Origin of the sequence: Bradyrhizobium sp. AUGA SZCCT0176 (assembly GCF_018130145.1) — a bacterium.
Taxonomy (GTDB): Bacteria; Pseudomonadota; Alphaproteobacteria; order Rhizobiales; family Xanthobacteraceae; genus Bradyrhizobium.
On sequence record NZ_JAFCMB010000014.1, the window covers coordinates 115,578 to 141,026 of the forward strand.

23 protein-coding genes are annotated in these 25,449 nt (G+C 62.1%); 7 read left to right on the forward strand and 16 right to left on the reverse strand.

Going from position 1 to position 25,449, the window contains the following annotated elements; genetic code table 11:
- Positions 1–49 precede the first annotated feature (49 nt).
- The 4 genes from JQ600_RS26805 to JQ600_RS26820 form a co-directional block, all read right to left on the reverse strand.
- On the reverse strand, positions 50–1,651 hold the full coding sequence (locus tag JQ600_RS26805) for an alkaline phosphatase family protein (RefSeq protein ID WP_212387567.1): 1,602 nt from the start codon (positions 1,649–1,651) through the stop codon (positions 50–52).
- Between the two features lie 126 nt (positions 1,652–1,777).
- Positions 1,778–3,193 carry a UDP-N-acetylmuramate--L-alanine ligase gene (gene murC, locus JQ600_RS26810; protein WP_212387565.1) on the reverse strand — a complete coding sequence of 472 codons (1,416 nt, stop codon included), beginning with the start codon at positions 3,191–3,193 and terminating at the stop codon, positions 1,778–1,780.
- Between the two features lie 248 nt (positions 3,194–3,441).
- Positions 3,442–3,585: a hypothetical protein gene (locus JQ600_RS26815; protein WP_212262579.1), complete on the reverse strand. Its 144-nt coding sequence runs from the start codon at positions 3,583–3,585 to the stop codon at positions 3,442–3,444.
- A gap of 129 nt (positions 3,586–3,714) precedes the next feature.
- Positions 3,715–4,140, reverse strand: coding sequence for a hypothetical protein (locus tag JQ600_RS26820; RefSeq protein ID WP_212387551.1), 426 nt, complete (start codon positions 4,138–4,140; stop codon positions 3,715–3,717).
- Between the two features lie 526 nt (positions 4,141–4,666).
- On the opposite strand from JQ600_RS26820, the gene JQ600_RS26825 reads away from it, so the two are divergent.
- Positions 4,667–5,773 carry an acyltransferase gene (locus tag JQ600_RS26825; RefSeq protein WP_212387550.1) on the forward strand — a complete coding sequence of 369 codons (1,107 nt, stop codon included), beginning with the start codon at positions 4,667–4,669 and terminating at the stop codon, positions 5,771–5,773.
- A 63-nt stretch (positions 5,774–5,836) separates the two neighbouring features.
- Here JQ600_RS26825 and JQ600_RS26830 read toward each other — a convergent pair whose 3' ends face one another.
- A complete protein-coding gene (locus JQ600_RS26830) occupies positions 5,837–6,622 on the reverse strand; it encodes a 2-keto-4-pentenoate hydratase (protein ID WP_212490160.1) in 786 nt (261 codons plus the stop codon).
- A 303-nt stretch (positions 6,623–6,925) separates the two neighbouring features.
- Between JQ600_RS26830 and JQ600_RS26835 the strand changes: the two genes are divergently transcribed.
- Positions 6,926–7,348, forward strand: coding sequence for a hypothetical protein (locus JQ600_RS26835; protein WP_212387539.1), 423 nt, complete (start codon positions 6,926–6,928; stop codon positions 7,346–7,348).
- Between the two features lie 32 nt (positions 7,349–7,380).
- Here the strand turns inward: JQ600_RS26835 and JQ600_RS26840 are convergent, their stop codons facing one another.
- From JQ600_RS26840 to JQ600_RS26855, 4 genes are all read right to left on the reverse strand, one after another.
- The gene (locus JQ600_RS26840; protein ID WP_212387537.1) at positions 7,381–7,896 is read right to left on the reverse strand and encodes a hypothetical protein; all 516 of its coding nucleotides are present in this window, start codon (positions 7,894–7,896) and stop codon (positions 7,381–7,383) included.
- 119 nt (positions 7,897–8,015) lie between these two features.
- A complete protein-coding gene (locus JQ600_RS26845) occupies positions 8,016–10,280 on the reverse strand; it encodes a xanthine dehydrogenase family protein molybdopterin-binding subunit (RefSeq protein WP_212387535.1) in 2,265 nt (754 codons plus the stop codon).
- Between the two features lie 17 nt (positions 10,281–10,297).
- Entirely contained in the window at positions 10,298–10,774 is a 477-nt protein-coding gene (locus JQ600_RS26850) for a (2Fe-2S)-binding protein (RefSeq protein ID WP_192738509.1), read from the reverse strand.
- 5 nt (positions 10,775–10,779) lie between these two features.
- On the reverse strand, positions 10,780–11,649 hold the full coding sequence (locus JQ600_RS26855; RefSeq protein WP_212387530.1) for a xanthine dehydrogenase family protein subunit M: 870 nt from the start codon (positions 11,647–11,649) through the stop codon (positions 10,780–10,782).
- 434 nt (positions 11,650–12,083) lie between these two features.
- Between JQ600_RS26855 and JQ600_RS26860 the strand changes: the two genes are divergently transcribed.
- The 4 genes from JQ600_RS26860 (at position 12,084) to JQ600_RS26875 (ending at position 16,456) form a co-directional block, all read left to right on the forward strand.
- Positions 12,084–13,487, forward strand: coding sequence for a lytic murein transglycosylase (locus JQ600_RS26860; RefSeq protein WP_212490161.1), 1,404 nt, complete (start codon positions 12,084–12,086; stop codon positions 13,485–13,487).
- A gap of 308 nt (positions 13,488–13,795) precedes the next feature.
- A complete protein-coding gene (locus JQ600_RS26865) occupies positions 13,796–14,299 on the forward strand; it encodes a DUF1993 family protein (RefSeq protein ID WP_212387527.1) in 504 nt (167 codons plus the stop codon).
- Between the two features lie 97 nt (positions 14,300–14,396).
- A complete protein-coding gene (locus JQ600_RS26870; protein WP_212490162.1) occupies positions 14,397–15,257 on the forward strand; it encodes an SDR family NAD(P)-dependent oxidoreductase in 861 nt (286 codons plus the stop codon).
- Between the two features lie 98 nt (positions 15,258–15,355).
- Positions 15,356–16,456 (forward strand): alkene reductase, encoded by a 1,101-nt coding sequence (locus tag JQ600_RS26875; protein WP_212387523.1) that lies wholly within the window; start codon positions 15,356–15,358, stop codon positions 16,454–16,456.
- 216 nt (positions 16,457–16,672) lie between these two features.
- Here JQ600_RS26875 and JQ600_RS26880 read toward each other — a convergent pair whose 3' ends face one another.
- From JQ600_RS26880 to glpD, 7 genes are all read right to left on the reverse strand, one after another.
- Positions 16,673–18,469 (reverse strand): ABC transporter substrate-binding protein, encoded by a 1,797-nt coding sequence (locus JQ600_RS26880; RefSeq protein ID WP_212387522.1) that lies wholly within the window; start codon positions 18,467–18,469, stop codon positions 16,673–16,675.
- A gap of 74 nt (positions 18,470–18,543) precedes the next feature.
- Positions 18,544–18,870: a DUF2160 domain-containing protein gene (locus tag JQ600_RS26885; protein WP_192738503.1), complete on the reverse strand. Its 327-nt coding sequence runs from the start codon at positions 18,868–18,870 to the stop codon at positions 18,544–18,546.
- A gap of 9 nt (positions 18,871–18,879) precedes the next feature.
- Entirely contained in the window at positions 18,880–19,686 is an 807-nt protein-coding gene (locus JQ600_RS26890) for a carbohydrate ABC transporter permease (protein WP_212262606.1), read from the reverse strand.
- The gene (locus JQ600_RS26895; RefSeq protein WP_192738501.1) at positions 19,686–20,588 is read right to left on the reverse strand and encodes a carbohydrate ABC transporter permease; all 903 of its coding nucleotides are present in this window, start codon (positions 20,586–20,588) and stop codon (positions 19,686–19,688) included. The genes JQ600_RS26890 and JQ600_RS26895 overlap by 1 nt, the downstream gene beginning before the upstream one ends.
- Entirely contained in the window at positions 20,588–21,673 is a 1,086-nt protein-coding gene (locus JQ600_RS26900) for an ABC transporter ATP-binding protein (protein WP_212262608.1), read from the reverse strand. The genes JQ600_RS26895 and JQ600_RS26900 overlap by 1 nt, the downstream gene beginning before the upstream one ends.
- A 12-nt stretch (positions 21,674–21,685) precedes the next feature.
- Complete coding sequence (locus JQ600_RS26905; RefSeq protein ID WP_212387520.1) at positions 21,686–22,831, reverse strand: ABC transporter ATP-binding protein; 1,146 nt, start codon at positions 22,829–22,831, stop codon at positions 21,686–21,688.
- On the reverse strand, positions 22,828–24,369 hold the full coding sequence (gene glpD / locus JQ600_RS26910; protein ID WP_212387518.1) for a glycerol-3-phosphate dehydrogenase: 1,542 nt from the start codon (positions 24,367–24,369) through the stop codon (positions 22,828–22,830). The genes JQ600_RS26905 and glpD overlap by 4 nt, the downstream gene beginning before the upstream one ends.
- 280 nt (positions 24,370–24,649) lie before the next feature.
- Between glpD and JQ600_RS26915 the strand changes: the two genes are divergently transcribed.
- Positions 24,650–25,423, forward strand: a complete 774-nt coding sequence (locus tag JQ600_RS26915) for a hypothetical protein (RefSeq protein ID WP_212387516.1) — start codon at positions 24,650–24,652, stop codon at positions 25,421–25,423.
- Positions 25,424–25,449 lie beyond the last annotated feature (26 nt).

Below are 25,449 nucleotides of genomic sequence, written 5' to 3' on the forward strand. Positions count from 1 at the left end.
ATCGCTCGTTCGCCTGTGCGACCCGCCCGGAAGGCGCGCCGGTGCCCGCTCAGCGCATGCGCCAGCTCTTGTCGATGTAGCGCTGGCGGTCGAGTTCGGTGAGCTGCAACGCGGCGCGATAGCTGTCGTCATCGGTTTTGACGAAATAGGTTTTGACCTGGATCGGCACCTGCTCCTCGTCGGGGCCACCAGCGAAGGCCTCGCGCAGCGGCCGTCCGTCAAAGCGGCTGAGGTCGACCTCGCTGTCGAGATTCATCAGTGCCAGCAAGGTCGGCGCAAGGTCGACATTGCTCGAAGGCGTGCGCACGGTCACGCCACGCTTGAAATCGGCGCCCCAGGCCAGGAACGTGTTGCGGACGGTCCATGGGCTCATGCTGCCGTGGTTGCCGGCGGTGCCGGTGAGCGGCCCCGTGGTGGCCGCCTCGGTGTAGTCGGATCCGCTCACGCCCGAGGGGCTCTTGGCCGAACTCCAGGGAAAGGTAAACACGATGTCGGGACCGCGCTCGCTGTTGGCGAGATGAACCAGTTCGAGCGCGAAGGTGCCGGGCACCTGCCCCTCCACCGGCACGCCCGAGCCGCCGGGTTTACCCGCGGTGAAAAGCACGCCGACCCATTGCTGCCGCTGCAGGAAGGAAACAATGGCGCCGATCCGCTCCGGATTTCGATCGCGGACGTGCAGCGACATGGTCTGTCCGCTGCTGGCCAGGACGACGTCATCGCTGTCAGGACCGAGCTTGAGCCCGGCCTTGATCAGTTCATCAGCGACATTGACGCCGAAGATGCCGTGACCAAAGCCATGGTCGGAAACGACGATGATATTGGTCTTGTCGATCAGTCCGAGTTCGCGCAACCGGTCGAGCACGAGGCCGACCTCGCGGTCGTCGTGACGGATGGCGGCGCGGGCCTCCGTGGAGCCTGCGCCGGCCGCGTGCTGGACGTGGTCCGGCTCGGTGAGCCAGTTGACGATCACATCGGGCTTGAGCTCGGGCAGCACGTAGTCGCGCAGCACCTGCCCGGTCCAGCTGACCTGATCGAGATACGGATCCTTGGCGCCGCCCTTTTTCGGTGCGGCCGGAAAGCGGCGCAGGATTGCCTCGTTCGCATTGTCGGGGAATGCCACCCGCACGCCCGGCTCCCAATCGGCATTCACGAGCACGCCGACGCCCTTTGGCGCGCGCGGGTTGACCAAAAGCGCGCTCCCGGTCGAACCCGAACTGACGACAGCCAGGGTCTTGCCGCGCTCGGCGAGAATTTCACCCAGGGTCTTGGTCAGCACCATGCGCTCGCCGGTGACGGCATCGAGGTGGAGCAGGTTCTTGTGATTATCATTGTTGAATGCCCGGTTCGGATCGACCTGCCGGACATAGAGTCTATTGCCGAAAATGCCATTGCGGTCGGGATAGACGCCGGTCCCGATCGCCGCCGCGTTGGCACGGGTCACGGTCGGAAATACCGCGTGACCGTTTGGAAAATTCACGCCCTCCTCGCGCAGCCGCCAAAGATTGGGGGTTTCCTGCTCGGTAATGGAGTCGGGCCGCAAGCCGTCGAGCACAAGCACGAGATTCAGGGTCGCTTTGCCGGCCGCTGCCGGGCTGGCCGCGGTTGCCGCGATGGCGGCGGCAATTGCAACCACGAAGGAAGGCTTCATCATCGATTGTCCCCGCTAAGCGCATTTTTCAGGATTTGGTGATGCGCGTGGATTAGACAAAAGCTGTTGCAGTTCGATGACTTGCAGGCGGAATAGCAAGAACCGCTCAGCACCATCAAGCCGTGGCCCCTAGCTGGGATATTTCGCCTCTACGAGTTGCGGAATGGTTCGTATCAGCCCGCCAAGCTCGCCTGACGTCAGCAACAGGACAACATCATCCGGCCGCAAGATGTCGTCCAATCTCGCCAATGCCTCGTCCGGGTCGCTTATCGCCTCGGCATCGTAGTTCGCCGCCCTGACGCGGGCGACGATTTCATCCTGGGTCAATTGGGCATGGGTACCGGCGCCCTGCGAAGCCGGCTGATAGATGAAAATCCTGGACGCTCCTGCAAATGCGTCGTCATAGGCTGATATCGCCGCCCGGTTTCGCCAGGTGAACGTATGCGGCTCGAACACGATGATCAGCCGACGATCGGGGAAATGGAGTTTCGTGGCGACGATGGCGCTTCTGGCCTTTTCGTAGGACGATCCAAAACCTTCGTAGACCGGCACCTTCGATGCGGGCGAGAGCAATTCCATGCGGCGCTTGACGCCCAGGAACGTGCTCATGCCGGCCTTCAGCTCCTCGGGCGACAGCAGCTTCTTCTCCAGCAGCATCGCGCTGACGCCCACGATATTTTCGATGTTGTGATCGCCGAGCATCCGGGTCGAGAGCCGAATGATCTTTTCGCTGCCGCGCATCAGGTCGAAACCGGTTTCCGCGCCACGCTCGATGTTGGCGGCATGCCAATGCGCCTTGTCGTCCAAGGCATAAAAAACCGTGGGACAGGCGAGGCTTCCGGCCAGGGCGCGCGCGTGAGGCTCGCTGCTGCAGACCACCAGAAGTCCGTCTGAAGGCAGTGAGCCAAGCAGGCTTTGATACGGGGCCAGATAATCCGCGTGCGTCGGAAAGACGTTGATGTGGTCGTGGGTCGCCGAGGTGAGCAGGACGTTTTTAGCGTTGTAGCGAAGGAATTTCGATCTGTTGTCCCAGTTCGAGGCCGGGTATTCGTCGCCTTCGAGAACGAACGTCGGGCCCTGCCCGCGGTGCGCGTGGCGCTCGAACCCATTGGTGATCTCACCGATAAAATAGCTCGGGTCCCTGTCCGAGACCTTCAGGCACCACGCCAGCAGCGCAGAGCAGGTCGATTTGCCGTAGCTTCCTGCGGCTACGATCGTCTCGGAATTGACGGTCATGTCGTGCAGCAAATCCGCAAACGATCGCACCAGCTTTCCGCTGTCCATCGCCGCGCGAACTTCTTCATTGCTGTCAGGCTGAAGCTTTGCGTTCTTGCCGATCACGATGACATCGGCATCATCAGGAATGTTCTCTTTCCGGTATCCCGCGGCAAACGGGATCTTCTCGTTCCTGAGATAGTCGCTGACCGGCGGGTAAAAGCCTTCGTCGGAGCCGCTGATCTGCACGCCCATCTGCCGGAGCAGCAGCGCGGTTGCGCTCATGCCCTTTCCGGCAATGCCAATGAAATGCGCTTTCGAAAAATTCATCTGTCCCCCCGATTCGGCGATATTAGAGCGTTTTCCAGCGAAGTGGATACCGGTTCGCTTCAAGAAAACGCGTCAAATCAAGAATCTGGAGCCCCGTTCCAATTCAATAGGAACGGGGCTCCGCTTGCCGAGGGGTGATGAAACCGGCGCAGCGCCAACCGTGACGCGTATTCGCGCGGCCGGGCAGCTCAATCTTCCCGGGCTGCCAGGCAAAAAGGGCCCCCGCATATCACGAGGGCCCCGTCCGCCTATTCCTCTGTTGTCTGCAATTCCTCTGTCTCGACCTTATCCGACGAAGATCTGATCCGCTCCAGCAGTTGCAGGAATTCAGCGGTTTCGTCCGCGATCGACTTCGGCTGGGGCTTGGGTGGGAACGGTATCACTTCAGACATGGGCAAAACCTCCCTGGGTGCAATTCCCTGCGGCATGTCCTTCTCATGCGCAATTGGCGCGTTTCTGCGGCGCGCAATTTCGCGCGCGCCCGGAAGCCGCCTTAAATAATTCCAATTCTGCTCGGGCGATCAGCCCCTGGATAATCCACGCACAACGCGATTGCGGACCGGGTGCCTGGCATCGAAGCCATCAGGCAATTTTCCCGCGCGGTTTCGATCGGGTTCAGGCGACTGTTCTTCGCGCGGGATCAGCGTGGCCTCGAACGGCAGGCCCGGCGCCTGCTTGGCGGTTCCCGAGCACGACGCCAGCCTGCCCTTGAATCTCCCCGCAAGTTCTACGTCAACCACGTCGAGGCCGAACAGCGTGGGCGGACCTGCGGCATGCCGCGTGGTCGTCAACGCCGCCGTGAAATGGTCGTTATCGACCTGGTAGGAGCCGCTATAGGTGAAGAAGCTGTCGCCGCCCGATATAATGCCATTTGCAAGGTGCACGATGCCGGTGCCTTCGCCGCGCGACGTCTTGAACCAAACCGCATACTGGCCGTCCCTGCGCATGAAGAAACTCTCGCATGAGGAGAACTAACAATCGGCACCAACTAAGGGTTGGCGCATCGAACCGCTACAAAGGCGTCGCGCGGTAGTTAATGATCCAGAAAACGCGAGGAGAAAATTGTAATCGCCTCAACACGTGAGCTGATTTGCAAACTGAATGCGCATGCCGATGCGCGCGCGAACGGCGGCCGCGGTCCGATGCCTGGCTTTTCGCGCGCTTCAAATGTTCACGTGAGTTTCAGTTAACAGAAGCTTTCGCAAGTGCCGCGGCATCCTTTCCTGGACAAGACAACCGTCACGCGTGACGACATTACCGCAGGATTTACCGCCGGCCATAGCGCTGTAGCACACAGTACATAACGGACCCAACCTGAGAGGTTAGCAAGTTTAGGTTGTGAAGTTAAGGAGTGCGTAAACTTTCCTCAGTATTTTCCCCTATATCGAACTGCCAGGGTCCCGGAAAGAACCCATGGCTGCGGCCGCTTCAATAACAACAACCGTCGCGGCTGCGCCGCGCTAGGGGGCTCTGTTGGCACTGCCGTTTCCATACAATCCAGCATTGGATGGATTGCGGGCGGTCGCAGTGCTCCTGGTCATCGCAGACCATTGCGACGTTACTGTATTCGACCAGGGTTATTTTGGCGTCGATCTGTTTTTCGTTCTGAGCGGCTTTCTGATTACGCGGCTTCTCGTGGACGAAATCGACGCGACGGGAAAGATCGACCTGCGGAGATTCTATCTGCGCCGGTTACTCCGTCTCACCCCGCCCCTGCTTCTGTTGCTGGCGGCGTATCTGCTGATTGCCCCCCTGCTCTGGCCGCAGCTCGACCTCATGTCGCATGTGCGCGACGCCGCGCTGGTGGCATTTTATCTGTCCGATTATTCGCAGGCTTTCTGGCATAATCCGAAAGTGCTGATTCACACATGGTCGCTCTCGGTCGAGGAGCACTTTTATCTGATCTGGCCGTTCGCAGTTCTGCTGCTCGCGCGCATCGGGCCTCGCGGGCGTGTGGTCGTTCTCTTCGGCCTCTACGTGCTCGCCAGCGCATGGCGCATATACATCTATGAAACCCTGGGATGGGACGCGACGTATTATCGCTTTGATACGCGGATCGACGGCCTGATTTGTGGCGCGCTGCTGGCGACAGCCCTCCGGCACAAGGACCTGATCTCGGAAAGAGCAGCCAATATCGCGGGCGTCGTCGCGTGGGCAGCACTCACCGTCTGCCTCTCGATCGGCTTTTGGCGCGCGCCCTGGTCGTTGGTGATCATGACCAATGTTGCCCATATCGCCGCGTTTGGTTTGCTGATCTCGGCCTCGAAAAAAGAATCGAGGGTCAGTTTGGTATTGTCCGCACCGCCGCTGGTTGGCATCGGCGTCATCTCTTACGGCATGTATCTGTGGCATTATCCGGCAGCCATCTACTTCAGAGAATTGTTTCCCTGGTACCTGACTGGCCCGATCGTCCTCGGCTTTTCGATCGCCATGGCTACGGTCAGCTACCTGGCTGTTGAACGGCCACTGCAACGCTATCGCCGCAGTCTCGGAGGATATCAGCGCAACGCCGCGACCAAGCCCGCAGCAGTGGGCGGCGAGCAAGTGCCACAGACCGCAATTGTCGCCACGACGACGTAGCGCGCAGTAGTCGCGCGCGACGACATCACCGTTGCCAACGGTCGACCGCAGCCCTTCGCCGCTCTAACGCACCTGCACGTCCACGACGCCGATGCCCTCGAGACTGAAACGATAGCTGGCATCGCTGTCCGGAAACACCGTCTTCATGACGCTGCCGGTCATCACCACCTGGCCGGCTTTCAGCCCCGCCCCCCGCGAATTGAGCTGCGTGGCAAGCCAGGCGACGGAGTTGAAGGGATGACCGAGGATGTCGCGGCCATGGCCCTCGCCGAGGTCAACGTCATCCTTTGTGGCACGTCCCATCACTGGCTCCAGGTCGGGCCATTTCGCCGCGAATTCCGACAGGACGATGCCGCCGTTCCAGGAATTATCCGATACCAGCGAAAGCACATCGAGATTGCCGTAATCGGCGTTGCGGTCATCCACCAGTTCGATGGCCGCGCTGACGCCGCCGACATGCGGCGCAATCATTGCGGCGGTCACCGGCGCAGCCGTGACCGGCACGTCGGATTTGATGCGAACGGCGATTTCGAATTCGAGACCGAGCCGCCCGAAATCCGCACGACGGACGATCGCACCGGATCGATGCACGCGGCTTGCGAGCACGACGCCAGCAATCGGATGATCGATCCCGCAGAATTTCTGCATCGTTGCCGACGTCAGCCCGACCTTGTAGCCCACGGCGTCGCCGTGCTCGCCACGAAGCAGCGCGACATAGCTGTCCTGGATGTCATAGGCGTCCGAGATCGTGGCGGGCTTGTCCGGCGGAGCAAGCGACGTGAACCGAACGTTGGCCTTGTGTGCCGCAAGCAGCGATTGCGCCGCGCGCCGGGCTGTTGCGTCATCCATGGGTGGTCTCCCCTTGTTGTTTGCTTGTAGCCCGCATAAGCGTACCGACCTGGAGGCCAGAAGGGGCTATGTCGCTGCAAAGGTCAAGATGCCCTTATATGATGTTGCTCCGATCGAAGTCCTTCGCGAAGCTCTCTCCCTCCGATCGGCCGGCATTGATCGTACTTTCAATAATTGCGTGAACGGCCGACATCCGTGTTGGCGGGCCACTTTGTTTTCGGTAGTGACTCAATTTGAAGTTTCGACGTGGTGAACGGCAGACCGGCGGGACTGACAAGTTCGCCATATTGAGGAGCGCTTCTCATGGGGACCAAGGCAGCACTGACCGCAGGGACGACTGCGGTCGCCTTGCTCCTATTGCTTGCCGGGTGCTCGGCAACGCCGGAATCCCTTGAGTCCAAATCGGACAACGTCAGCCAGAATTATGCCGATAACTACGAGGAAGTTTATCGGCGTCTAACCAGCACAGCCAGGCGCTGTGTTACGGGAGGTACCAACGCTGCAAGGAATGAGGTCGTCTCCAATCTTCACCAAGAACTCGGATTCGCAGTCGTTCGTTTCGTGGTGATCGGCGTATTCGCAGATAACTACTTTCTTTCGGCAAAAATTGAAAAGATGGGATCAGGGTCTCGCGTTTCCGTTAAGACCAATAACCCGATCATCAGCGACAGGCTAAACAAGAAGGTTTTCCGGTGGGCCGGGGGAGACCAAGAATGTAACCCGTAGAAAAGCCGGATGTTGCTTCCGCTCATCCGACGCTAGCGTTTGCCCGAAACTACCCGCTTGAACGCTCCGTTCGCCAGTTCAAAGTAATGCGGACCGTCCGGGCCCTGCTCGTTGATCATTCCGTTCAGGGCAACGAGACGGCTCTGCAACTGGAAATCGACCGGTTCGAAATTCTGGGGCACGTCGATCGCCCAACAGCAAACCGACCCTGGCAGAAAAATCACCTTTCCAGACTTCAGGTCCACCGCGGCGCCGAGCACGCAGCCGGTGCCACAGCCCCATGTGGTGAGAACGTAGTGGCCCGCGAAATTGGCCGGCTGGCTGGCCGCCTCCCTGAGCCGCGTCCGATATTCCCGGTTCTCCGGTGGACGCAAATCGACCTTTGCCGCGCGGCCTCGAAACACCTCGCCCGCCGGGTAATCCTTGGGCTGTGGAACGGGCGCGTCGGATTGGGCGTGCGCATCTTTCGATACGGCAAGCGCGAGCATCAGGAAGGCGAATGCCAGAGCAGGACGACAGGTTTTGAACGTTGGATCGGCCTGTCGCATCATGGATCGTGCAAATGGCGGGTCAAGAAGTAGGATGGGTTAGCGAAGCGTAACCCACCATCTTTCTTTTATTGGAACAATCGGTGGGTATCGCTTCCGCTCCACCCACCCGACGCACCTCACTCCGCCGCTTGCCGTGTCTCCGGCGCGTCGATCACTTCCAGCACCTTCGGCGGCGACATCGGCAGGGCGTAGAAGCGTTTGCCGAGCGCGTTGTAGATCGCATTCGCCACCGCGGCCATCACGGGGACCAGCGGCACTTCGCCGACGCCCTTGATGCCCTGCGGGTGCTTCGGGTTCGGCACCTCGACCATGATGCAGTCGATCATCGGCAGATCGGAGCAGACCGGCATGCGATAGTCGAGGAAGCCGGGATTATCGACCTTGCCCTCCTTCGTATAGATGTATTCCTCGTTCAGCGCCCAGCCGATGCCTTGCGCGACGCCGCCCTGCAGCTGGCCCTCGACATAGCCGGGGTGGATGGCGCGGCCGACATCCTGCACGGCGGTGTAGCGGGTCACGCGCGCGATACCGAGATCGACGTCGACCTCGACGTCGCAGATATGCGTGCCGAAGCCGCCGTCCGCGCCCGTGGTGTTGAGCTGCACGCCGGCGCCGATCGGGCCGCCCATCGCGGGCGCCTTCTCGGCGAGATCTTTCAGCGTCAGCGGCGGGAACTGGCCGGCATTCGGGCTCACCGGATGCGCCGCGCCGTCTTCCCACTTCACGGCCTCGGGGTCGATTTCCCAGATTTTTGCGGCGCGTTCGCGCAAGGTCTTGATGATCTGCTCGGTCGACTGCGTCACCACGATCGAGGAGGCGAACAGCACGCGGCTGCCGCCGGTGAGGTTCGAGAAGCCGATGGTGGCAGTGTCGCCGATCAGGACCGAGACGCGGCGATAGTCGATGCCGAGCAGTTCGGCGCAGATGTTGGCGATGCCGGCGCGCGAGCCGCCGATATCGGGATGTCCCGTGGTGACAACGACGTTGCCGTCCTCGGTGATGTTGACCTGCGCGGAGGATTCACCGCCGGCGTTGAACCAGAAGCCGGATGCGACGCCGCGTCCTTGAAGTTTTCCCAGCGGCGCCTTGTAATGATCCGACGCCTTTGCCGCTTCCACCGTCTCGATGTAGCCGATGCGCTGGAAGGTCGGGCCGTGCGCGGCTTTGGTTCCTTCCTTGGCGGCGTTCTTCAGGCGGAAGTCGAGCGGGTCCATCTTCAGCGCCTCGGCGACCTCGTCGAGCACGCATTCCACCGCGTAAGCGCCGATCGGCGCGCCCGGCGCGCGATAGGCCGCCACTTTCGAGCGGTTGGAGCAGACGTCATAGCCTTCCGACAGCAGGTTCGGGATGTCGTAGGGTGTGAAGCTGCAGCCGACGGCGCCGCGGATCGGCGAGCCCGGGAGGGCGCCGGCCTGCAGATAGAAGGTGCCGTGCGCGGCGACGATCTTGCCGTCCTTGGTGGCGCCGATCTTCACCGTGCTCTTTGAGCCTGACGTCGGCCCGGTCGCGCGCATCACTTCCTCGCGCGTCATCACCATCTTCACCGGGCGGCCGGACTTTTTCGCCAGCAGCGTCGCCAGCGGCTCGAGATAGACGATGGTCTTGCCGCCAAAACCGCCGCCGATCTCGGCGGGGATGGCGCGGATGTCGCTTTGCGGGATGCCGGTGAGATGGGCCGTCATCGCGCGGACCATGAACTGGCCCTGGCTGGAGCTCCAGATCGTGGTCTTGCCATCGGGCGCGACGCTGATCAGACAGGCATGCGGCTCGATATAGCCCTGATGCACCGGGCGCGTCGTGAAGCTGCGCTCGATGACGATTTCGGCCTTCTTGAAGCCTTCGGCGAGATCGCCCTTCTTGTGCTCGATCCGGCCGGCGATGTTGGAAGGCTTGCCTTCGAACTTGTTGAACTCGTGCAGGATCGGCGCGTCGGATTTGATCGCGTCCTCGATCTCGATCGCAAAGGGCAGCACTTCGTAGTCGACCTCGATCAGCTTGCAGGCTTCCGCCGCAATCGCTTCGGTGGTAGCGGCAACGGCCGCAATGGGGTGCCCGGGAAACAGCGCCTTTTCGCGCGCCATCACGTTGCGGCACATCCAGCGCATGTCCTGGATGCCGAGCATGACCGCGCCCTTATCGATCGGGAAATCGACGATGTCGCGCGCCGTGACGACGGCTTTGACGCCGGGCAGCGCTTCGGCCTTCGCCGTGTTGATCGATTTGATGCGCGCATGCGCGTGCGGGCTGCGCAACACCTTGCCCCAGATCATGCCGGGCATGTTGGTGTCGGCGGCGAACTGCGCGCGGCCGGTCACCTTGTCCATACCGTCTGGACGAATGGTGCGCTGGCCGATCCACTTGTTGTTGGTGACGACGGTCATGGTGCTGGCTCCGGCTGTTATTGGGCGCGCATTTCGGCCGCGGTGTCCATGACAGCGCGAACGATCTTGTCATAACCGGTGCACCGGCAGAGATTGCCGGCGAGCCAGAAGCGAACCTCTTCCTCGCTCGGCTTCGGATTCCGCTTCAGCAGCGCGTCGGACGCCACCAGCATGCCCGAGGTGCAGATGCCGCACTGAAGCGCGGCCATTTCCAGGAACTTCTGCTGCAGCGGATGCAGCTTCTCGCCCTGGGCCATGCCTTCGATGGTGCGCAGCTCGTGGCCTTCGGATTCGACCGCGAGCATCAGGCAGGAACAGATGAGGTTGTCGTCGACCGTGATGCTGCACGCGCCGCAGTCGCCGGAGGCGCAGCCTTCCTTGGAGCCGGTGAGCCCGAGCGGCCCGCGCAGCGCATCGAGCATGGTGTCGTTGGGCTCGCAGAGGAACTCTGACGGTTCGCCGTTTATCGTGGTGGTGACGTGGACCTTGGCCATGAAGCTTAATTCCCTTTGGCGCGTTGGGCGGCAATCGCGGTCGTGCGCTTGAGCAGCACACCGGCCACTTTGGTGCGGTAAGCGATCGTGCCGCGCTTGTCGTCGATCGGACGGCAGGCGGCGGAACAGGCGGCGGCGGCGGCATTGAGCGCGGCTTCGTCGAGCGTGCTGCCGATCAGGGCTTTGGCGGCCGCTTCGACCAGCAGCACGGTCGGCGCCACCGCTCCAAGGCCGACGCGGGCGGCGGTGCAGACGCAGTCCTTCAGCGTCAGGCTGACGCCGAGGCCGACCACGGCGATGTCCATTTCAGTGCGCGGGATCATGCGCAAATACGCGTCGCTCGAGCCTTTGGGCCGCGGCGGCAGCGTGAAGCTGACGAGGATTTCGCCGGGCTTGAAATTGGTACGGCCGGGGCCCGCCGGCACCTGTTCCACCGGCAACTCACGGCGGCCATCCGGCCCTTGCACCGTGACGATCGCACCGGCCGCGACCATGGCCGGCACGCTGTCGCCGGCCGGCGAGCCGTTGCAGAGATTGCCGCCGGCGGAGGCCCGCCCCTGGACTTGCTTGGAGCCGATCAGGTTGACGGCCTCCAGCACGCCGGGCCAGACCTTGCCGAAACTGACATGATCATGCAGCGCCATGCCGGAAACGGCGGCGCCGACGCGAAACCCGCCATCGGCGGTTTGCTCGATTTTGGTCATCTCGGCGATTTTCTTGATGTCGACGATCAGGCCCGGTTTCACGACGCCGGCGCGCATCTGCACCAGAAGATCGGTACCGCCGGCCAGGATGCGCCCCGCACTTCCGGCCGCGGCGAACGCCTTGATCGCTTCATCAAGCGAATTGGGCGCCAAATATCGGAGTTCCGTCATGGTTGTCCGTCATCTCCCATTTTCTGCCCGCCCCATTTGGACGTCGGCCTATGTGGCCGGCAGTTGCGGTAGCCTACACGGGCGATGCGGGTTGGAACAGCCTCCGGGCTGCGGTTCTGGCGGCAGGCTCCTATGCAGGAAGCGGGCTTGTTCTCACATCGTCGGAAGCACGGATATCCTTGACGCCAGCGCCCGCCACGTGGCCTCGTCTACCAGCCGCATGGGCACTTGCCTTCACCCTCCCCTGGAGGGGGAGGGTCGACGCTCATGAAATGAGCGGCGGGGTGGGGTGACGGTCTATCCTCTCGACAAGTGTTCCAGTTGAGAGACTGTCATCCCACCCCGTCTCACATTTCGCTACGCTCAATGTGAGCCGACCCTCCCCCTCCAGGGGAGGGTGAACATCACCTTCTCGCCGTTTGCTCGGAAACTGCATGCGAAATTTTTCGACGACCCATTTCCTTCCTGGCGCAGTCCTGCTGGCGATCCTCTCCGGGCCGCAGCAGGCGTTGTCCCAACCGGCCCCGGCTCCCGTGCGCCCCGCTCCCGCCAGGCCCGCGGCTGCGCCTCAGCCCAGGCCGGCCGCGGTGCCCAGGCCCGCTGCGGTGCCGGGCCAACAGCCCGCCGCGCGACCCGTCGCCGCGGCCCCGCGCGGCGGTGCGGCGTGCCACAACGGCATGAGTTTCGATCGCTTCCTCACCGACCTCAAGCAGCAGGCGGTGGCGGAAGGCGTCTCGCAGCGCGCGATGGCGGAAGCCGCCCCCTACCTCGTCTACGACCAGAGCATCGTCAACCGCGACCGCGGCCAGCGCGTGTTCGGCCAGGTGTTCACCGAGTTTTCGCGGAATAGAGCATCCGAAGGTGCTGCAAAAAATGCGCAGGCGCGAATCCGGATGCATCAGGCAGCGTTCAATCGCGCCGAGAAGGAATACGGCGTGCCGCCGGCCGTGATCGCCGCGTTCTGGGGGCTGGAGAGCAGTTTTGGCGCCGAGCTCGGCAAGCTGCATACGCTGCCGTCGCTGGTGTCGCTGGCGTATGACTGCCGCCGCTCGGAGATGTTCCAGAAGGAGACCATCGCCGCGCTCAAGATCGTCGATCGCGGCGATCTCACGGCAAGCGAGATGATCGGATCGTGGGCCGGCGAACTCGGCCAGACGCAATTTTTGCCGACGCATTATTTCAACTACGCGGTCGATTACGACGGCGACGGGCATCGCAATCTCCTGAGCAGCGCGCCCGACGTGATCGGCTCGACCGCAAACTACATCGCCAACGGATTGAAGTGGCGGCGCGGCGAGCCGTGGCTGGAGGAAGTGCGCGCGCCGCAGAATCTGCCGTGGGACCAGGCGGACCTGACCATCAAACTGCCGCGCTCGAAATGGGCGCAGCTCGGCGTCACTTTTGCCGACGGCAAGCCATTGCCGAACGACGATTTGCCGGCGTCGATGCTTTTGCCGATGGGCCGCACCGGTCCCGCGTTCCTGGCCTACGCCAATTTCGCGGCCTACACCGAATGGAACAACTCGCTGATCTATTCGACCACCGCCGGCTATCTCGCGGCCCGTATCGCGGGCGCCGCGCCGATGCGCCAGCCCAGCGCACCGGTGGCGCAACTGCCGCTCAACGAGCTCAAGGAATTGCAGCAACTTTTGGTGCGCGCCGGTTTCAACGTCGGCAAGGTCGACGGCATCATGGGACAGCTCAGCCGCACCGCGGTGAAGACGATGCAGATCAAATACGGCCTGCCGGCGGATTCCTGGCCTACGGCCGAATTGCTGGCGCGCATGCGCGGGCCGCGCGCCGAGCCGGCGGCGGCGGTGATGCCGCAGGCAAGGTGAGGCAAGCTCCGCTCTCTGTGCTCCCTCGCCCCGCTCTTGCGGGGTCGAGACGAGCGAAGCTCGCTCTTAGAGGGTCGGGGTGAGGGGCTTTCACCGCGAGTTCGACGTTGCGGATAGACCTGTACCCCCTCACCCGGATCGCAAGAGCGATCCGACCTCTCCCCGCAAGCGGGGCGAGGTAAGCAAGCGCCGGAAATATTTGACTACACTTCACGCCTTCCGAGCGTTGCAATCTCCTCTCCCCGGCCCCACCTGCAGCACGCAGTCTCTGCATGCCATAAAATTCCACACAACGAAAAGAGCATCATATGTCTTTCTACGACGCCACCGTTCCGGCCTATCTGCAAATTCTCAACAGCCTCTCCGGCTTGCTCACCAAAGCAGAAGCGCATTGCGAGGCGAAGAAGATCCAGCCCGACGTGCTGCTCGCCTCGCGGCTTTTTCCGGACATGCTGCCGCTCTCGAAGCAGATTCAGCTCGCCACCGATTTTGCGGTCAGGGGCTGCGCCCGCGTCACCCACAGCGAAGTGCCGTCGACACCCGATACCGAAAAGACCTTTGAGGAATTGCGCCAGCGGCTCGCCAAGACCGTTGACTACGTCAAGTCGTTCAAGCCCGAGCAGTTCGAGGGCGCCGACACCAAAGACGTCACCTTTCCGATGGGGCCGGACAAGACCATGACGCTGAAGGGCCAGCAATTCATCTCGAACTTCTCGCTGCCCCAATTCTACTTCCATGCCGCCATTGCCCACGGCATCCTGCGCCATAATGGCGTCGAGGTCGGCAAGCGCGATTACATGGGCGCGAAGTGATCTGTCTCGCCTTGCAAGACCGGACGCCTTAGCGTCACAGGCTACGCCGTGCTAGTGCTCCCTTCAGCAAGAACAAAATGCTGAAGGGAGACCGCTCATGTCCACCACCACGCAAGCACCAAAGCAACTCGATCCCGCCGCTTCGCTTCACGCCGAAACGCTCGGGCTCGCGAAAGGTCGCGGCCGGCTGGAAGGCCGCCGCATCATCGTGGTCGGGGCCGGCCAGCGCAACATCGTCGACGAGGAGCCGCCGATCGGCAATGGCCGCGCGATGTCGGTATTGTTCGCGCGCGAGGGCGCGCATGTCGCCTGCATCGACATCAACAAGGAGGCCGCCGACGACACGGTCAAGCAAATCACCAGCGAAGGTGGCAAGGCCTTTACCGACGTCGTCGACGTCTCCGACGCATCAGCGATTGGGCCGGCGATCGCGCGTTGCGCGAAGCAACTCGGCGGTCTCGACGGGTTGGCGCTGAATGTCGGCATTTCCTGCGGGCTGTCGCTGCCCAAAATGACGGCGGAAGCCTGGGACCAGGATTATGCCGTCAACGTGCGCAGCCACATGCTGTTCGCGCAAGCCGCGCTCGAAGTGATGGCGCCGGGCGGCGCGATCACGCTGACCTCGTCGATGGCGAGCCAGCGCGCCAATGGCCGCAACCCGGCCTATGAATCCTCCAAGGCCGCCCAGATCGCGCTCGGCCGCGCCATCGCGCGGGCCGGCGAGGAAAAGGGCATTCGCTGCAATGTGATCGCGCCGGGCTTCATCGATTCCCCGATGGGCCGCGATGCCAGCCGCAGGCGTGCCGACCGCGCGCTGACGGTGCCGTTCGGCCGCCAGGGCACCGGCTGGGAGGTGGCCTATGCTGCGCTGTTCCTGATTTCGAATGAATCATCCTACGTCAACGCCCACACCCTGTTCCTCGACGCCGGTCATATGGCCGGGATTGTGCGGGCCTAGCCTGCACCGGCCGAATGGCTTCCGAGTACCTTTGGGCATTGCGCAATCCGCCGTAATGCCCAACTCTTCCCCATCATCCACCTTTCGGAAATCCCTTCATGAGCCAGACCAAACTTTTTGAGCCCTACAAGCTTGGCGGAATCACGCTGCCGAACCGCCTTGTCATGGCGCCCCTGACCCGCAACCGCGCGGTGCCTGGCAGCTTTGTGCCGAGCGAGCTTGCCATCGACTATTACGGCCAGCGCGCTTCCGCGGGATTGCTGATCACCGAGGCCAGCCAGATCTCGCAGCAGGGCCAGGGTTATCAGGACACACCCGGTATCTATTCGAAGGAGCAGGTCGCGGGCTGGCGCAAGGTCACCGACCGCGTGCATGAAAACGGCGGACGCATCTTCATCCAGATCTGGCATGTCGGCCGCATCTCGCATGATTCATTGCAGCCCGGCGGCGGCAAGCCGGTGGCTCCATCCGCGATCCGCGCCAAGGGCAAGACTTTCGTCAACGGCACCTTCACCGACATCTCCGAGCCGCGCGAGCTCGAGCTGTCGGAAATTCCAGGGATCATCGAAGACTTCAAGCGCAGCACCGAGAATGCGCTCGCCGCCGGTTTCGACGGCATCGAGATCCACGGCGCCAACGGCTATCTGCTCGACCAGTTCGCCAAGGACGGCACCAACAAGCGTACCGATGCCTATGGTGGTGCAATCGAGAACCGCGCCAAATTGATGCTGGAAGTATCGAAGGCGGTAGCCGCGGTCGCCGGCCCGGAGCGCACCGGCATCCGCATTTCGCCGGTGACGCCGGCCAATGATGTGTCAGATTCAAATCCGCAGCCGCTGTTCGATCACATCGTGGATGGGCTCAACGCGCTGAAGCTGACCTACATCCACGTCGTCGAGGGCGCGACCGGCGGTCCGCGCGATCACGCGCCGTTCGACTACGGTTCGTTGCGCAAGCGCTTCAAGCAGGCCTATATCGCCAACAACGGCTACGATTTCGATCTGGCGACCAAGCAACTCGATGCCAACGCGGCCGACCTGATCGCATTTGGAAAACCGTTCATCTCCAACCCCGACCTGGTCGAGCGGCTGAAGAAGGGTGCACCGCTCAACGCGTTCGACAAGGCGACGTTCTATGGCGGCGGCGCCAAGGGGTATACGGATTATCCGACGCTCGGCGCGAAGCAGGCGGCGGAGTAGAAATTCGGTGCGCTCCCTCGCCCCGCTCTTGCGGGGAGAGGGTTGGGGTGAGGGGCTCTCTCCGCGAAGTCGGCGGTAGTTGCTGGACCTTTACCCCCCCACACCCGGATCGCAAGGGCGATCCGACCTCTCCCCGCAAGCGGGGCGAGGTAAGAAAGAAAAAAGGCCGGGATCGCTCCCGGCCTTTAGTTTTTGCATCACTCACAATGGCGAAGTTTACTTCGCTTCCGCTCGCTTCGGCGGCGTTGCCGGCCACGACTTCACCAGCGTGTCGTAGTCGACGGTTTCGCCCTTCGGCTTCTCGTTCGCCAGCTTGCGCTGCGGAGCGACGTTGCCGTCCTTCTCCGACTTGGCGAACCAGAATTCGGCGGTCTCCTTCTTGTTCAGCTTCGGTCCGCAGGCGCCCTGCACGTTGGATTTCTCCAGACGCTCGAGCACGGAGTCCTGGGCTGCCGCCAGGGCGTCCATCGCGGCCTGCGGCGTCTTCGCACCGGACGACGCATCGCCGATGTTCTGCCACCACAATTGCGCGAGCTTCGGATAGTCAGGCACGTTGTTGCCGGTCGGGGTCCACTGCACGCGCGCAGGCGAGCGGTAGAACTCGATCAGGCCGCCGAGCTTCGGCGCACGCTCGGTGAACGACTTGTCCCAGATGTCGGATTCACGAATGAACGTGAGACCGACATGGCTCTTCTTCAAGCTCACCGTCTTGGAGGTGATGAACTGCAGATAGAGCCAGGCCGCCTTGCGGCGGTCCGCCGGGGTCGACTTCAGGAGCGTCGCCGAGCCGGCGTCCTGGTAGCCGAGCTTCATGCCTTCCTTCCAGTACGAGCCGTGCGGCGACGGCGCCATACGCCACTTCGGCGAACCGTCGGCGTTCACGACGGCAATACCGGGCTTCACCATGTCGGCGGTGAAGGCGGTGTACCAGAAGATCTGCTGGGCGATGTTACCTTGCGCCGGTACCGGTCCAGCTTCGCCGAAGGTCATGCCTTGCGCCTGCGGCGGGGCATACTTCTTCATCCAGTCGAGATATTTGGCGATCGAATAGACCGCCGCCGGACCGTTGGTGTCACCGCCGCGCTCGACGGATGAACCCACCGGACGGCAGCCTTCCATGCGGATGCCCCATTCGTCGACCGGCTTGCCGTTCGGGATGCCCTTGTCGCCGTTGCCGGCCATCGACAGCCAGGCATCGGTGAACCGCCAGCCGAGCGAGGGATCCTTCTTGCCGTAGTCCATGTGACCATAGACCTTGGCGCCGTTGATCTCCTTGATGTCGTTGGTGAAGAACTCGGCGATGTCTTCATAGGCCGACCAGTTCACGGGAACGCCGAGATCGTAGCCATATTTGGCCTTGAACTTGGCCTTGTAGTCCGGATTGGAGAACCAGTCGTAGCGGAACCAATAGAGGTTCGCGAACTGCTGGACGGGCAGCTGATAGAGCTTGCCGTCCGGCCCCGTGGTGAAGGATTTTCCGATGAAGTCGTTGACGTCGAGCCCGGGGTTGGTGACGTCCTTGCCCTCGCCGGTCATGTAATCCGACAGCACGACCGTCTGGTTGTAGCGGAAGTGGGTGCCGATCAGGTCCGAGTCGTTGATCCAGCCGTCATAGACGTTCTTGCCGGACTGCATCTGGGTCTGCAGCTTTTCGACCACGTCGCCTTCCTGGATCAAATCGTGCTTGAGCTTGATGCCGGTGATCTCGGTGAAGGCCTTCGCCAGGGTCTTGGATTCATATTCATGCGTGGTGATGGTTTCCGACACCACGTTGATTTCCATCCCCTTGAAGGGCTGGGCGGCCTTTTCAAACCACTGCAATTCCTTCAGCTGGTCGGCCTTCGACAGCGTCGAGGGCTGGAATTCGCTGTCGATCCAGCGCTGATTGACCGCATCGTCCGCGCGAGCAGGTGCGGCGATCGTCACGGAAGCTGCGATCAGCGCGGCCGCGCTGGTCATCGTCAGAAAGCTCTCCTTGGTCAATGGCCCGTTCTTTCCTCTAAAACGTCGCATGTTGAGTCCTCCGGTTGCAGCGACAAACAATTTTCAGGCCCGGGTTGATCCCGGATCTGTCTTTTTTCGCTTCATCAGACGGTGCGGAAAACCACCACGGCCGAAACAAGCGAAATCACGGTAGCGAGCCACAGGCTCGATATTTCAACGCCCTCTCCGATCGGCAGCGTCGCGATTGCATCGATGCCGACAAAGGCGATCCACAACAGGTGGATGACGGCAGCGAGCACCAGCGAGATGAACAACCGGTCGCCGCGCGTGGTCGGAATCCGCAACACGCCGACGCGCTCGGCCTCGGGATACGCCGCCGCAAGCCAGGTCATGACACCCAGCGTCAGCGACAGCATCACGAAGAAGATCGCGGTCGGAAGCGTCCAGGCCATCCATGCAATGTGTTCCATGAATGCCCCCTACACTCGGCCGAGCGCAAAACCGCGCGCGATGTAGTTGCGGACGAACCAGATCACCAGCGCACCGGGGATGATGGTGAGCACACCGGCCGCCGCCAACAGGCCCCAATCCATGCCGGCGGCCGAGACCGTTCGGGTCATGATCGCCGAGATCGGTTTTGCGTTCACCGACGTCAGCGTGCGCGCCAACAGCAGTTCGACCCAGGAGAACATGAAGCAGAAGAACGCCGCGACGCCGATGCCGCTTGCGATCAAGGGCACCAGGATCTTGATGAAGAACCGCGGGAACGAATAACCGTCGAGGAACGCCGTCTCATCGATCTCGCGTGGCACGCCCGAGACAAAACCTTCGAGGATCCAGACCGCGAGCGGGACGTTGAAGATGCAATGCGCCAGCGCCACCGCCCACGGCGTATCGAACAAATTGATCGCCGAATAGAGATTGAAGAACGGCAGCGCATAGACCGCCGCCGGCGCCATGCGGTTCGACAGCAGCCAGAAGAACAGATGCTTGTCGCCGAGAAAACGGTAGCGCGAAAAGCCGTAGGCCGCCGGCAACGCCACGGCAATCGAGATCACAGTGTTGATCAGGACATAGGTCAGCGAGTTGATGTAGCCGGAATACCAGCTCTCGTCGGTGAAGATGCGCTTGTAGTTTTCCAGCGTCGGCTGGTGCGGCCACAGCGTCATGGTGGAGACGATTTCGGCATTGGTCTTGAAGCTCATGTTGACGAGCCAGTAGATCGGCAACAGCAGGAAGATCAGGAAGCTGACGAGGATGATGCGGCGTCCGGGAATCGAATGCATCATTCAGCTCCCTGTTTGACCGGGCGCTCGGCCCCGGCGTTTGTCATCACGGTATAGAACACCCAGCACACGATCAGGATGATGAGGTTGTAGACCAGCGAGAGTGCGGCGGCCTTGCCGAGGTCGAATTGGCCGAGCGCGATCTTGACCAGTTCGATCGAGACGAAGGTGGTCGAGTTGCCGGGACCGCCGCCGGTCACCACGAACGGCTCGGTGTAGATCATGAAACTGTCCATGAAGCGAAGCAGCACCGCGATCAGCAGCACGCGATTCATCTTCGGCAACTGGATCGCCGTGAACACCGCCCAGCGCGAGGCGCCGTCGATCTGCGCCGCCTGGTAATAGGCGTCGGGGATCGACTTCAGTCCGGCGTAGCACAACAGCGCGACCAGGCTGGTCCAGTGCCAGACATCCATTACGATGACGGTTGCCCAGGCGTCGAACTCGTTGGAGACGTAGTTGTAGTTGATGCCCAGACTGTTCAGCGTGTAGCCGAGCAGGCCGATGTCGGGCCGTCCGAAGATCTGCCAGATGGTGCCGACCACGTTCCACGGAATCAAAAGCGGCAGCGCCAGGATCACCAGGCAGGCGGCGACGCTCCAGCCGTCGCGCGGCATCGACAGCGCGACCACGATCCCGAGCGGCACCTCGATCGCGAGAATGATGGCCGAGAACAGCAGGTTGCGGCCGAGCGACGCCAGGAACCGTCCACCGAGATCGGTCGACGGGTCGAGCAATTCCTTGAACCAGCCGACGCCGTTCCAGAAGAACTGGTTGTTGCCGAAGGTGTCCTGCATCGAATAGTTCACCACCGTCATCAGCGGCAGGATCGCGGAGAACGCGACCACCAGAAACACCGGCAGCACCAGGAACCAGGCTTTTTGGTTGATCGTCTTGTCCATCAGGCTGTCCCCTCGACCAGACGGCTGTCGGCATAGACGTGAACATGCGACGGATTGAAAACCAGCCCGGCGGTTTCGCCGGAGACTGAAAACCCCGGCGGCACGCGCGCAGCGAACTTGGCGTCGCCGATCCGCACGCGCGCGAAGCGGACGCGGCCGAGATCGTCGATGCGCTCGATATTGGCGGACAGCAATCCCGGCGCGGGCGCGGCGACGTCGACGAATTCCGGACGCACGCCGACTTCGATCTTCGCGCCCGGCGGCAGCGAATCATAGCTGCGGTTCAACGCGATCGGATGGCCGCTGATCCGGGCCTCGCGGCCCGTCACCTCGGCCGGCACGATGTTCATGCCGGGCGAGCCGATGAAGTAACCGACGAACGTATGCGCGGGCTTGTCGAACAGTTCGGCCGGCGTGCCGCTCTGCACCACCCTGCCGTCATGCATCACGACCACAGTGTCAGCAAAGGTCAGCGCCTCGGTCTGGTCATGGGTGACGTAGATCATCGTGAGATCGAGGTCGCGATGCAGCGCCTTGAGTTTGGAGCGCAACTGCCACTTCAATTCGGGATCAATCACCGTCAGCGGCTCGTCGAACAGGATCGCGGCGACGTCTGATCGCACCAGGCCGCGGCCGAGCGAGATCTTCTGCTTGGCGTCCGCGGTCAGCCGCGTTGCCTTGCGGTCGAGATGCGGCGTGAGGTCGAGCAAATTGGCGATCTGCTTCACGCGCGCGTCGATTTCGGCTTTCGGGACGCCGCGGTTCTTCAAGGGGAATGCGAGGTTCTGCCCGACCGTCATGGTGTCGTAGATCACCGGAAACTGGAACACCTGCGCGATATTGCGCTTCTGGGTTGACAGCGGTGTGATATCGGCGCCGTCGAACAGTATCTGGCCGCGCGACGGGGTCACGATCCCGGAAATCAGGTTGAGCAGCGTGGTCTTGCCGCAGCCGGACGGCCCGAGCAGCGCATAGGCGCCGCCCTGCCGCCAGGTCATCGTCACCGGCTTCAGCGCAAAGGATTCGGGCGCGGCGTCATTGCCGCCGTAGGAATGTGCGAGATCGACGAGGTCAATGCGGGCCATGCGGCATCTCCCTCACGCGTGCTTGTTTTTGGACGCGTTTTCTTCACGCGAACCGCTATGCACTTCGCTTGAAAACGCTATGGGCTGGTTAGGCGCGGCGACCAGACGGTCAGCCGCGTCGAACACGAAAAGATTGTCAGGGTCGAGCACGGCGTCGAGCACGTGGCCCGGCTCGAACTCATGGATGCCCTGCAGCACCGCGACCCAGTTCGACGCGTCGCGGTTGAGATGCACGAAGCTTTCCGAACCGGTGATTTCGGTCACGGTGACGGTGGCCTGAAACGCGTGGCGGCCGGCGATGCCATTGGCGACTTCAAGCTGATGGGCGCGGAAGCCGACGCGATAGGGCCCGTCGGCAAGCGAGGCATAGAGCCCGCTGGCCGGCGCCTGGATGCCGCCGGCATATTGCACCGTGCCGTTCTTCTTTTCGATGCCGACAATATTGAGCGGCGGATCGGAAAACACCTGCGCCACGCGCAGCGTATCGGGATGCCGGTAGACCTTCGCCGTATCGCCGGCCTGCAGGACCTGGCCTTCCCACATGCAGACGGTTCGGCCGCCGAGCAGCAGGGCTTCGGAAGGCTCGGTGGTCGCATAGACGAAGATCGCGCCCGACGCCTCGAAGATGCGCGGCAGTTCGGTGCGCAACTCCTCGCGCAGCTTGTAATCGAGATTGGCGAGCGGCTCGTCGAGCAGCACCAGATCGGCGCCCTTGACCAGCGCGCGTGCAATCGCAGTGCGCTGCTGCTGGCCGCCGGACAGTTGCAATGGCGTGCGGTGCAGATACGGATCGAGCTTGAGCAGGCGCGACGCCTCCTGCACGCGCTTCTCGATTTCCGCGCGCGGCTTGCCCTGCACCCGCAACGGCGAGGCGATATTCTCATAGACCGTCAGCGAGGGATAATTGATGAACTGCTGATAGACCATCGCGACCGAACGCTTGCGCACGTCGAATCCTGTAACGTCCTTTCCGTCAACCAGCACGCGGCCTGATCCCGGCTTGTCGAGCCCGGCGAGCAGCCGCATGATCGAGGTCTTGCCGGAAAGCGTCGGTCCGAGCAGTACGCTCAGCGTGCCGCGCTCAAGCGTCAGCGACACATCGCGGATGGTCGCGATGCCGTCGACGGTTCGCGTGACGTGTTCGAGCGTGACGCTCATGTCCGTCCTCCCGCTTCACGCAGGGGTCGTTCACCGGACGCGCGATGGGCGGCCATCCATTCGTCGAGGACGGCGATTTCGCCCGCTGACAGCCGCAATCCGAGCTTCGAGCGGCGCCACGCGACGTCTTCGGCGGTGCAGGCCCATTCGGCCGACATCAGGTACCTGACTTCGCTCTCCGTCAAGGTCGCGCCAAAGGACTGGCCGAGATCGGCCGCCGATTTCGCGTTGCCGAGCACCTTGCTGGCGCGGGTGCCATAGGCATGCGCCAACCGCTTCGCATGTGCGGGAACGAGGAACGGATAGTCGCGCGTCAGTTCCGCGGTCAGCGCCGCGATTGCGGAAACATCCATGTCGCCGCCGGGCAACGCGGCCTTGCCGGTCCAGCCTTCCTTCTTTGAACTGCGCAAGTAGGGCGCCAGCCGTTCCAGCGCTTCTTCGGCCAGCCGCCGATAAGTCGTGATCTTGCCGCCATAGATCGACAGCAGCGGCGCGCCGCCGGGCGTATCGAGCTCGAACACATAATCTCGCGTCGCAGCTTTTGCTTCGCTGGCGCCGTCGTCATACAGCGGGCGCACGCCCGAATAAGTCCAGACCACGTCCTCCGGCTTGACCGGTTTGGCGAGGTATTCGCTGGCGGACGCGCAGAGATAGCCGATCTCTTCGGTGGAGGCTTTCACCTTGGCCGGGTCGCCGTCGTAATCGCGATCGGTGGTGCCGATCAGCGTGAAATCATCCTGATAGGGAATGACGAAGATGATGCGGCCGTCAGCATTCTGGAAAATGTAGGCGCGGTCGTGGTCGTAGAGCTTGCGCACCACGATATGCGAGCCCTGCACCAGGCGAACCTTTGCGCGCGCATTGACGCCCGATCCCGACGACAGCACCTGTTCGACCCAGGGCCCGCCGGCATTGACCAGCGCGCGCGCCTGGATCGTGGTGCGGGTGCCGCTTTGCGTATTCTCGACGGTGACGTGCCAGACGCCGTCGACCTGCCTGATCTCGACCGCCCGCGCGCGCGTGTGGATCTCGGCGCCGCGATCGGCCGCGTCCCGCGCCGTGAGCACGACCAGGCGCGCGTCATCGACAAAGCAGTCGGAGTATTCAAAACCTTTGGTGTAGCGGTTGGCGATCAAGGGTTTTCCGACCTCGTCATGCGCGAGATCGACCGAACGTGTCGGCGGCAGCAGATGACGGCCGCCGATGTGGTCGTACAGGAACAACCCTAGCCTCAGCAGCCATGCCGGCCGCAACCCCGAATGGTGCGGCAAAACGAAACGCAGCGGGCGGATGATGTGGGGCGCGATCTGCCAGAGGATTTCGCGTTCGATCAGCGCCTCGCGCACCAGACGAAACTCGTAATATTCAAGGTAGCGCAGCCCGCCATGCACCAGCTTGGTCGACCAGGATGACGTCCCGCTCGCCAAGTCATTCATTTCACAAAGGAAAACGGAATTGCCCCGGCCTACCGCATCGCGCGCGATGCCGCAGCCGTTGATGCCGCCTCCGATGATGGCGAGGTCGAAAATCCGATCCAACAGACGCTTCCCCGGCGATCGCCTCTTCACTTCGGCGATTTAACTTTCGGATCGGAGTTAATCACAAAGAAAAACGAAAGCAAGATGAAAACGGAAAGTGAAAGCGGAACCGGAAGTGGGAATTTGCATCGGTCGGGATGTATGGAGTTGGGGGTACATCACCGGGCCACCGCTTTTGCTTGGATGCGTTTTCTTCGCGCGAACCGGGATCCACTTCGCTTGAAAACGCCATGCGCCCGCTAAGAGTTCGTGAGCGAATGCCTGACATGATTTGATGTCGATGGCGGACGTTACGAAATTCGGCAGTTCAGACGGGCGGCTTAGCGGAGAATTGGCCGCGGCCCTCGCGCGGCGAGTGACCGCTCAACCTCACGGACCTCAGCAGCCCGGCGCCAAAGGCGCTGCATTCTACCACGATGCAATGTCAGCCTTCGAGGCGACGACAGAGGTGCTGACGAAGTTCGGCCTGCTGGAGCCGGTCCCTCGCGCCGATATGCCCGGCGAAACCTGGTATTGCCTTCACGCCTTGACCATTGACGCGAACGACATGCCGAAACTCCTGTCAAGCAGCGTCCCTCAAGGTGACGGCCGGCTGTTCGACTTGCTGGTCGCCTTCCTGCAGGTGTTTTGCCACTACGATTATCTCTCCGACCGGCATGCGCCGTTCTCGCCGCCGGCATACCTCCTGGCATCCATGTCCGTGCTGGCGCGATCAGGATACGCTGAAAGAATCGGCAATGAATTTCGTTGGTCAGAGCTCATCGGTCCCGCGATGCGTGCGGCCTATGTGTGGGATGAGAACTTTGTTTCTTTCGCCGAGACCGAACAAGCGAAGCTTGATGCAGAAGCAACGCTTGCGTGGCAGACGATCCCTGAATCCATTCAGGCTGCGCACTTTTCGGAGCGTCCGTTGAACAAGCTCGTTGTCGCCAAGCTACTTCATCAATGCTGGAATGGAGAAGTTTGGACCCCGCCATCGGAGAAATACGAGATAACGAACCAGTTCCAATTGGCTGACCGCATCATCCAGCTCGCGAACGGTCATCGGATTTGAGGTAAAGCGTAACGCGATCGATGCGC

Bases quoted from the DNA above. Each gene is read 5' to 3' on its own strand.
- JQ600_RS26805 (WP_212387567.1), bottom strand. From the start codon at position 1,651: ATGATGAAGCCTTCCTTCGTGGTTGCAATTGCCGCCGCCATCGCGGCA.
- murC (WP_212387565.1), bottom strand. From the start codon at position 3,193: ATGAATTTTTCGAAAGCGCATTTCATTGGCATTGCCGGAAAGGGCATG.
- JQ600_RS26815 (WP_212262579.1), bottom strand. From the start codon at position 3,585: ATGTCTGAAGTGATACCGTTCCCACCCAAGCCCCAGCCGAAGTCGATC.
- JQ600_RS26820 (WP_212387551.1), bottom strand. From the start codon at position 4,140: ATGCGCAGGGACGGCCAGTATGCGGTTTGGTTCAAGACGTCGCGCGGC.
- JQ600_RS26830 (WP_212490160.1), bottom strand. From the start codon at position 6,622: ATGGATGACGCAACAGCCCGGCGCGCGGCGCAATCGCTGCTTGCGGCA.
- JQ600_RS26835 (WP_212387539.1), top strand. From the start codon at position 6,926: ATGGGGACCAAGGCAGCACTGACCGCAGGGACGACTGCGGTCGCCTTG.
- JQ600_RS26840 (WP_212387537.1), bottom strand. From the start codon at position 7,896: ATGCGACAGGCCGATCCAACGTTCAAAACCTGTCGTCCTGCTCTGGCA.
- JQ600_RS26845 (WP_212387535.1), bottom strand. From the start codon at position 10,280: ATGACCGTCGTCACCAACAACAAGTGGATCGGCCAGCGCACCATTCGT.
- JQ600_RS26850 (WP_192738509.1), bottom strand. From the start codon at position 10,774: ATGGCCAAGGTCCACGTCACCACCACGATAAACGGCGAACCGTCAGAG.
- JQ600_RS26855 (WP_212387530.1), bottom strand. From the start codon at position 11,649: ATGACGGAACTCCGATATTTGGCGCCCAATTCGCTTGATGAAGCGATC.
- JQ600_RS26860 (WP_212490161.1), top strand. From the start codon at position 12,084: ATGCGAAATTTTTCGACGACCCATTTCCTTCCTGGCGCAGTCCTGCTG.
- JQ600_RS26865 (WP_212387527.1), top strand. From the start codon at position 13,796: ATGTCTTTCTACGACGCCACCGTTCCGGCCTATCTGCAAATTCTCAAC.
- JQ600_RS26870 (WP_212490162.1), top strand. From the start codon at position 14,397: ATGTCCACCACCACGCAAGCACCAAAGCAACTCGATCCCGCCGCTTCG.
- JQ600_RS26875 (WP_212387523.1), top strand. From the start codon at position 15,356: ATGAGCCAGACCAAACTTTTTGAGCCCTACAAGCTTGGCGGAATCACG.
- JQ600_RS26880 (WP_212387522.1), bottom strand. From the start codon at position 18,469: ATGCGACGTTTTAGAGGAAAGAACGGGCCATTGACCAAGGAGAGCTTT.
- JQ600_RS26885 (WP_192738503.1), bottom strand. From the start codon at position 18,870: ATGGAACACATTGCATGGATGGCCTGGACGCTTCCGACCGCGATCTTC.
- JQ600_RS26890 (WP_212262606.1), bottom strand. From the start codon at position 19,686: ATGCATTCGATTCCCGGACGCCGCATCATCCTCGTCAGCTTCCTGATC.
- JQ600_RS26895 (WP_192738501.1), bottom strand. From the start codon at position 20,588: ATGGACAAGACGATCAACCAAAAAGCCTGGTTCCTGGTGCTGCCGGTG.
- JQ600_RS26900 (WP_212262608.1), bottom strand. From the start codon at position 21,673: ATGGCCCGCATTGACCTCGTCGATCTCGCACATTCCTACGGCGGCAAT.
- JQ600_RS26905 (WP_212387520.1), bottom strand. From the start codon at position 22,831: ATGAGCGTCACGCTCGAACACGTCACGCGAACCGTCGACGGCATCGCG.
- JQ600_RS26915 (WP_212387516.1), top strand. From the start codon at position 24,650: ATGGCGGACGTTACGAAATTCGGCAGTTCAGACGGGCGGCTTAGCGGA.